This is a genomic window from Streptomyces phyllanthi, assembly GCF_009377205.1.
In the GTDB taxonomy this organism is placed as follows: Bacteria; Actinomycetota; Actinomycetes; order Streptomycetales; family Streptomycetaceae; genus Streptomyces; species Streptomyces phyllanthi.
The window spans coordinates 1-7,231 of record NZ_VJZE01000461.1 but is presented as its reverse complement, the minus strand read 5'-3'; the positions used below and the strand labels follow the sequence as shown (position 1 = coordinate 7,231).

Here is a 7,231-nt window from a genome sequence, read left to right as displayed (position 1 = left end):
CCGTCACGAGCGCCGCGTCGGCACGGGACCACGCACGGTCCGTCGTCCGTGAGAGCTGGGACGCGCCCGGCCGTCGGGCCAGTGAGGAAGCCGTCATCGACCTGCTGCTCGTCGTCTCCGAACTGGTGACGAACGCGATCCGGCACGGCGGGGGCATCGCGGGGTTCGAGGTGGATCCGACGCCCGAGGGCCTGCGGCTGCGTGTGCACGACTACAGCGACGTCGTCCCCGCCGACGCCCACGGCCCCGGCACACTGCCCCCCGTGCACGTGGGCAACGGATACGGCTGGCCGCTGGTCATCCGCCTGGCCCGGGACATCGCCATCGAGCGCCGGCCCGAGGGAGGCAAGACCATCAGCGCGCTGGTTCCGCTCGCCGGACCGCGCTGACGCCGCCCCCGACGTCCCCTGCCCTCACCAGGGGAGAAAGACGTGCACGTCCTTGCCGCCGTCCCGCTCCACCACGCTCACCTGAGTGCACAGTGTGTGAATCAGATGCCAGCCGATGCCGCCGCCACCCCGGCTGGGATGGAAGGGACGGGGTGCGGGCGGTGTGGTGCTGGTGTCGTGCACCGTCACATGCACCCCGTCGAAGGTGCGGCGCATCGTCAGCTCGAACGGCCCCGGAGCGTACTGGACCGCGTTGGCGGCCAGTTCGTTGACGACCAGAAGGATGTCGTCCCAGTGCTCGGGCGCCGTCGGTGGCGAGGAACGCGCCACGGCACGCAGGAACTCCTCCGCGGCCAGTCGGGCGCCGGTCACATCGCCAAGCCCGCCGTCGAAGGCGGTGTGGCACTTCTCCATCTCGTCGGAAGGCAGTTTGTCGCTCCATCGCGGCTCGGTAGCCATGTCGCCCGGCCCGGACCCCGGGTACCGGACGCCTCGGCGAATTCTCCGTCTCACCGCCGCTGTTTCCCAGAGAGACGGGTGCTACTCGCAAATCCACCGATGTCTGTGACAGACAGGGGACCTGCCCGGCCCGCGCCGGGGACGGCCATGTGCGGTCACCTCCGCAGCGTCTCCGCCCAGTTCGCCGGTACGCGCCCCGCCGGCCCCGGTGTCGGCTGGTCGGAGGGGTGGGCCACCGGGGGAGCGAGATCGGGACCGGACTCGTACAACTCCGATGTGTCGTAGTCCCAGAACCACGTCTCCCCCGGCTCGTAACTACGGATCAGCGGGTGCCCGGTCTCGCGGGCATGGGCGCTCGCGTGCCGGGCGGGCGAGCTGTCGCAGCAGCCCACGTGCCCGCACCGGGCGCAGCGCCGCAGATGGAACCACCATCCGCCACCGGCCTCGCACTCCACACAGCCCGGTCCGCTCGGCGGGACACTCGGGTCGATTCCGTCAGGCAGGGTCATGACGTCTCCTCGTGTGTCGCGGGCGTGTCCGGCTCCGCCGCGGTCAGCGGAAGCCGCACCTGGAACCGCGTGTCGCCCGGCACGGACCGTACCTCCAGACTGCCGTGGTGCTTGTTGACCACGATGCGCCACGAGATGTCCAGACCGAGCCCCGTGCCCTGGCCGACCGGCTTGGTGGTGAAGAACGGGTCGAAGATCCGCCCGCGGACATCCTCCGGCACCCCGGGCCCCGTGTCCCGGAACTCGACCAGCAGCCGGTCCGGCTCCAGCGCCGTGCGCACGGTGAGCGTGCCCTCCCCGCCCGCGTCACCGATCGCCGAGACCGCGTTGTCGATCAGGTTCGTCCACACCTGGTTCAGCTCACCCGGATACGCCGGGACACGCGGTACGGAGCGGTCGTAGTCCTTGACGACCTCGATCCGCGGACCGATCTTCCCCGACAGCATCAGCAGCGTGCTGTCGAGGAGCTCGTGCACGTCGACGACCCGGTACGGCGCCCGGTCGAGCTGCGAGTACTGCTTGGCCGCGTCGACGAGTCCGGAGATACGGGTGGTGGAGTCCTCGATCTCGTTCATCAGGAGCTCGGTCTCCACCGTGTAGTTGAGCCATCGGACGGCACCCTCCAGGGTGTGCTCGTCCACGGCCGCCGCCACCTGGTCCAGCCACTCGGTGTCCAGCCCGGCCTGCACGAACGTCGGCGCGATCTCCCAGCCGCCCGCGATGCCGTGCTCGTCGAACCAGTCTGCCAGCGCGTCCTCCCGGTCGGAGGCCTCCAGCGGGCTCAGCGGCGTCGCCTTGGACACCTGCTCGGCCGTACGTTCCTGGATCTCGACCAGCGTCTCCAGCGTCTCGCGCCGGTACGCCCCGGCCGCTATGGCACCGAGCTTGTGCCGCATCCCCGCCACCCGCTCCCGCAGCGCCGAGGTGGCCCGTACCGCCGCCGCGGCCGGGTTGTTCAGCTCGTGGGTGAGCCCGGCGGACAGCGAGCCGAGCGCCAGCAGCCGCTCCCGCTGCCCGATCACCTGCTGGGTGTTGCGCGTACCGAAGAAAAGGCCCTCCAGCAGGTGCACGGCCATCGGAAACCAGTCCCGCATGATCGCGGCGAAGGCGTCCGCGGGCAGCACGAAGAACCGCGAGCGCTCCGTGACCCGCATCGACCCCAGGTAGACGGCCTTCTTCGCCCCGTCCCCGAGATACGCCTGGAAGGCACCCGCGTACACACCGCGCTGCGAACTGCGGTTGGTCTCCACATCGTCGCCGCCGACCCGCCGCGACATCACGATCGTGCCCTCCAGCAGCACGTAGAAGCAGGTCGCGGGATCACCCTCGGCGTACACGGGCCCGGGCTCGATCCACTCGACCCGCCCCTCACGGCACAGCCGCGCCAACTGCTCGGAATCCAGCTTCTCGAACAGGAACAGCGTGCTGAGCTCCGCCATGTCGCACGGCAGCGGCTGCCTGCTCACGACGGCCTCCCGGGCGTCCGGACTTCCCCGTTCACGACTGCTCCAGATACCGGTGGACGAGCATCACGGCCATCGCTCCCTCCCCGACCGCGGACGCGACCCGCTTGGCGGACTGCGCCCGCGCGTCCCCGGCGACGAACACGCCGGGGACATTGGTCTCCAGGTGGTACGGCGGCCGGTCCAGCTCCCAGCCCGCGGGAGGCCGCCCGTCATCGCTCAGATCGGGCCCGGTCAGGATGAACCCGTGCTCGTCGCGCAGCAGGGTTCCCTCCAGCCAGTCGGTCAGCGGCGCGGCCCCGATGAACACGAACGTCCACTGCGCGTCGACGAGTTCGCTGCGCCCGCTCGCCAGGTCCCGCAGCGTGAGCTGCTCCAGATGGCCGGTGCCGTGCGCGGACTCGACGACCGTGCCGGTGCGCACGGTGATGGTCGGCGTGTCGGCGATCTGCTGGATCAGATAGTGCGACATGGACGCTTCCAGCGACTCCCCGCGCACCAGCAGCGTCACCGACTTGGCATGACGCGACAGGTACATCGCGGCCTGCCCCGCCGAGTTGGCCCCGCCCACGATGTACACGTCGTGCCCCTGGCAGGACGCGGCCTCGGTCAGCGCCGACCCGTAGAACACCCCGCACCCGGTCAGGTCCCCGCAGCCCGGTGCGTCGAGCTGCCGGTACGACACGCCGGTCGCCAGGATCACGCTGTGCGCGGCGATCGCGGAACCGTCGGAGAACCGGACGGCGCGTGACGCCCCGTTCACCTCGAGACCGGTCACCTCGCGCGCGGTCAGGATCTCGGCCCCGAACTTCGTGGCCTGCCGCCGGGCCCGCTCGGTGAGCTGCCCCCCGGACACGCCGTCGGGGAACCCCAGATAGTTCTCGATCCGTGAGCTCTGCCCCGCCTGGCCACCCGTCGCGGACCGCTCCACGAGCACCGTCCGCAGCCCCTCCGAGGCCCCGTACACGGCGGCCCCCAGTCCGGCCGGCCCACCGCCGATGACGACCAGGTCGTAGAAGTCGGCCGCAGGAGTCGTCGCGAGCCCCACCCGGTCCGCCAGCTCCGTGTCGTCGGGCGCCACCAGCGGCGTACCGTCCGGCGTGACCACGAGGGGCAGCCGCTCGCCGTCCGCCCCGGCCGCCGCCAGCAGCCGCCGCCCCTCCGGCTCGTCGGACGAGAACCAGCGGTACGGCACCTGGTTGCGGGCCAGGAACTCCCGTACGTCCGACGACCTGGCCGACCAGCGGTGACCGACCACCTTGGTGACGCCCGCGTACGTCCGGTCGGTGGACCGCCATGCCTCCAGCAGGTCGTCGAGGACCGGGTAGAGCTTCTCCTCCGGCGGGTCCCACGGCTTCAGCAGATAGTGGTCGAGGTCGATCACGTTGATCGCGTCGATCGCCGCGCCCGTGTCGGCGTACGCCGTCAGCAGCACCCTGCGCGCCGCCGGATACACGTCCAGCGCCTGCTCCAGGAACTCGATGCCGTTCATGTGCGGCATCCGGTAGTCGGCGAGGATCACCGCCACCTGGTCGCCGCGCAGCTTCAGCTCCCGCAGGGCCTCCAGGGCGGCCTCGCCGGACTCGGCCCGCACGATCCGGTAGGACTCGCCGTACCGGCGGCGCAGATCCCGGGCCACGGCGCGTGACACCCCGGGATCGTCGTCCACGGTCAGAATGACGTTGCGTGCCGGACTCGCGGCCTGTGCCATTGGTCTCCCACCCCGAGCGCCGATCGGCGTCTCGCCCTCGCTCATCGTAGGGTCGGACGTCTCCGTTTCGCTTCGGAACGGGACTGTGCCCCGGCCGCCGGGGCAGAAAGGGCCCGTACGGCCCCCATGCCAGCGACCAGCGACGGAGAGGCAGCCGCATGACCCGCCCGATCACCGTGGGAGTGGACGGAACACCCGAGAGCACGGCCGCCGCGGCCTGGGCCGGCCGGGAGGCCGTCCGCCGCGGCCTGCCCCTGCGGATCGTCCACGCCTGGGCCTGGCAGCCGGACGACGTCGCCGTCGCCGCTGACCGGGACACCCAGGCGGGGTGGGCGCGGGAGCTGGTGCGGGAGGCCGAGCGGACCGTCGCCGCACGGCATCCGGGGCTGACCGTGACCGCCGAGGTACTCGACGGGAGGACGGCGGTGGAGTCGCTCGGGGCCGCGGCGGCGGAGGCCGAGACCCTGGTGCTGGGCTCACGCGGCCACGGCGCGATCGTCGGTTTCCTGCTCGGCTCCGTCGGCCAGCAGGTCATCGCCGAGGCCCACCGGCCCGTCGTCCTCGTCCGCTCGGACGACCACCCCGAGGCCGAGGCGGCGGGCCGCGAGATCGTCGTCGGCCAGCACGGAGGCCCCGACGACAGCGCCGCCGCCCTCGGCTTCGCCTTCGAGACGGCCGCCGCCCGCGGCGCCGGACTGCGGGCCGTACGTGCCTGGAACCTGCCCCCGGTGTTCGCCTACAGCCCCGGCTCGCTGAGGCTCGCGGACGAGGCGGGGGGCCTGGAGCCGTACGAGAAGAAGGCGCTCGGAGAGGCGCTGCGGCCGTGGCGCGAACGGTTCCCCGAGGTACCCGTGACCGAGCACGTCGAGATCGGCAGCGCGGCCCAGGTCCTGCTGTCGGTGGCCGGGCGGGCCCAGCTGATGGTGGCCGGACGGCGCGCCCACCGCCGCGCCGTCGGGTCACGCATCGGCTCGGTGGCCCACGCCCTCGTGCATCACGCGCCCTGCCCGGTGGCCGTCGTACCGCCCTCCTGAACCGGCCCGGCCGCGGCGGTCTCCGGAAGCGTGGCGCGGATCCCGGGCAGCACGTTCGTCACGTAGTCCGCCACCGCCGTGTCCAGGCCGATGTCGTGCTGGGCCCGCTCCGACAGGAACCAGCGGTGTTCCAGCAGCTCGTGGTACAGCTCCGCCGGGTCCATGGCACCGCGCAGCTCCAGTGGTATCGCCCGCACCGTCGGCCGGAACACATCGCGCACCCACCGGTGGGCCAGCACCTCGGGGCGGGCCGCGAGGGGATCGCCGGGCGCGTAGTCCTCCTGGGTGGCCATCCAGCTCTCCAGGTCGTTCAGCAGCCGACGCGCCTGGTTCTCCTCGGTGTCCAGGCCGGTCAGCCGCAGCAGCTGCCGCTGGTGGTGACCGGCGTCGACGACCTTCGGTACGAACGTGACGCTGTCCCCGTTGGACGAGTGCGTGATCTGCATCTCGGCGACGTCGAAGCCGAGTTCGTTCAGGCGGCGGATCCGGCGCTCTATGTAGTGGTGCTTGCCCGCCGGGTACACGGACGTCCGGGTCAGCTCCCGCCACAGGCCGTGGTAGCGCTCGCAGATCTCCATGCCGAACTCGATCGGGTCCACGGACGGGTGCAGCGCGCCGGAGGCCTCCAGGTCGAGCAGCTCCCCGCTGATGTTCACCCGCGCCAGATCGAGGTCGTAGTCGCGCTGCCCGTTGCTGAGGGTCGGGTGCATCTCCCCGGTCTCGGCGTCCACCAGGTACGCGGCGTAGGCGCCCGCGTCCCGCCGGAACAGCGTGTTGGACAGCGAGCAGTCACCCCAGGCGAACCCGGCCAGGTGCAGCCGCACCAGCAGCACCGCCAGCGCGTCCATGAGCCGGTGCATGGTCGCGGGCCGCATGGTCGTCTCGAACAGCGACCGGTACGGCATCGATCCGCGCAGGTGACGGGTGATCAGTACGGGTTCCAGGGGTTCCCCTCCGGCGTCGGCGCGCCCGGTGACCACGGCCAGCGCGTCCACCGTGGGGATGCCCAGCCGGTCCAGGTCCCGCAGCAGCTCGAACTCCCGCACCGCGGGCCGCTCGGCGAGCTCCTTCACCGCGACGACCTCCGTTCCGGCGCGGGCGTAGCGCACCACGTGCCGCGAGATACCCCGCGGCAACGGCACCAGGTGGTGCTCGGGCCACTCCTCCAGGGGCAGATGCCACGGCAGTTCCAGCAGCAGCGCGGGATGCTCCGGGTTCGTGGCGCTGATCTGCAAGGCCATCGGTGTTCCGCCCTCGTTCACGGTCGTCGGTGTGATGGGTGGGTCCCATGCGGCGCGCGTGTCGCGTGCCTCGTGTCCGAGGAGCATCTCCGCACCTCGACGGCCGTCACGTCAACCTGGGGACGCGCATCACCCTCGTACGGGCCCATGGGCGCCGCACGCCGTCGGGGCGGAGCGTCGTGAGCGGGACCGCGATGTCGTCGGGTCGGTCCGTGAGGCGGCGGGCCTCGTCGGTGAGTTCGTCGCACCACTCCGCCGGGCAGGTCCGGGCGGCAGCAGCGCCTCCCGCAGGCCCCGCGCGAGCGTGGCCCCGTGCCGTAACGTCTCGCCCGCTCCAGCGCCTGCGCGATCAGACCGGACTCGAGGAACAGGGGTCGCCCGGTGGTGAGCGCCTCCACGCCCGGCAGCCCCACGTCGAGCGCCAC

7 protein-coding genes are annotated in these 7,231 nt (G+C 72.0%); 2 read left to right on the top strand and 5 right to left on the bottom strand.

The window, feature by feature from the left end:
* Positions 1-389: ATP-binding protein (locus tag FNH04_RS37990; protein WP_152790385.1), on the top strand; the 389-nt coding region annotated here is incomplete at its 5' end.
* A 24-nt stretch (positions 390-413) separates the two neighbouring features.
* Here the strand turns inward: FNH04_RS37990 and FNH04_RS37985 are convergent.
* The 4 genes from FNH04_RS37985 to FNH04_RS37970 form a co-directional block, all read right to left on the bottom strand.
* The gene (locus tag FNH04_RS37985; RefSeq protein WP_152790384.1) at positions 414-848 is read right to left on the bottom strand and encodes an ATP-binding protein; all 435 of its coding nucleotides are present in this window, start codon (positions 846-848) and stop codon (positions 414-416) included.
* A gap of 155 nt (positions 849-1,003) precedes the next feature.
* Positions 1,004-1,357 (bottom strand): UBP-type zinc finger domain-containing protein, encoded by a 354-nt coding sequence (locus FNH04_RS37980; protein ID WP_152790383.1) that lies wholly within the window; start codon positions 1,355-1,357, stop codon positions 1,004-1,006.
* Positions 1,354-2,823, bottom strand: a complete 1,470-nt coding sequence (locus tag FNH04_RS37975) for an ATP-binding protein (protein ID WP_322725034.1) — start codon at positions 2,821-2,823, stop codon at positions 1,354-1,356. Before FNH04_RS37975 ends, FNH04_RS37980 begins: the two co-directional genes overlap by 4 nt.
* A 31-nt stretch (positions 2,824-2,854) precedes the next feature.
* A complete protein-coding gene (locus tag FNH04_RS37970; protein ID WP_152790382.1) occupies positions 2,855-4,531 on the bottom strand; it encodes an FAD-dependent oxidoreductase in 1,677 nt (558 codons plus the stop codon).
* 158 nt (positions 4,532-4,689) lie between these two features.
* Here FNH04_RS37970 and FNH04_RS37965 point away from each other — a divergent pair, with 158 nt between their 5' ends.
* The gene (locus FNH04_RS37965) at positions 4,690-5,565 is read left to right on the top strand and encodes a universal stress protein (protein WP_152790381.1); all 876 of its coding nucleotides are present in this window, start codon (positions 4,690-4,692) and stop codon (positions 5,563-5,565) included.
* Here FNH04_RS37965 and FNH04_RS37960 read toward each other — a convergent pair.
* Entirely contained in the window at positions 5,526-6,806 is a 1,281-nt protein-coding gene (locus tag FNH04_RS37960; RefSeq protein WP_152790386.1) for a DUF4032 domain-containing protein, read from the bottom strand. The two genes, FNH04_RS37965 and FNH04_RS37960, sit on opposite strands and share 40 nt — an antisense overlap.
* Positions 6,807-7,231: the final 425 nt, after the last annotated feature.